Consider the following 278-nt stretch of genomic DNA (forward strand, 5'->3'; position numbering starts at 1 on the left):
GAAGTGAAATCTAAATTTTGTATACTTTCTTTTGCTGCCCCTGTGAAACCATGATCTAACTGATCAAACCCTATCAAAGAAAGTTTCGCATCCAATTCAACTAGCTTACGAATTACTTCTAGCTGCCTTGCATCTCCTCCTATGACAGCAATATGCATCTCAGTCAACATTCCCTAATTCACCTTCTTTTTCTGTCATTTATAAGAAAAGTGCCTACTTTTTCTTTTTCCTCCACATCATATGTAATGTACGAGTTTATGGTGATTGAAAATCCAAAT

Annotated in this window: 1 protein-coding gene; it reads right to left on the reverse strand. The window is 35.6% G+C overall.

What is annotated here, in order from left to right; translation table 11 throughout:
* The coding region (locus SB717_RS35345; RefSeq protein ID WP_410907590.1) for a dipicolinate synthase subunit DpsA at positions 1 to 170 on the reverse strand (170 nt) is incomplete at its 3' end.
* Positions 171 to 278 lie beyond the last annotated feature (108 nt).

The organism is Priestia sp. SIMBA_032 (assembly GCF_046535215.1).
GTDB classification, from domain to species: domain Bacteria; phylum Bacillota; class Bacilli; order Bacillales; family Bacillaceae_H; genus Priestia; species Priestia aryabhattai.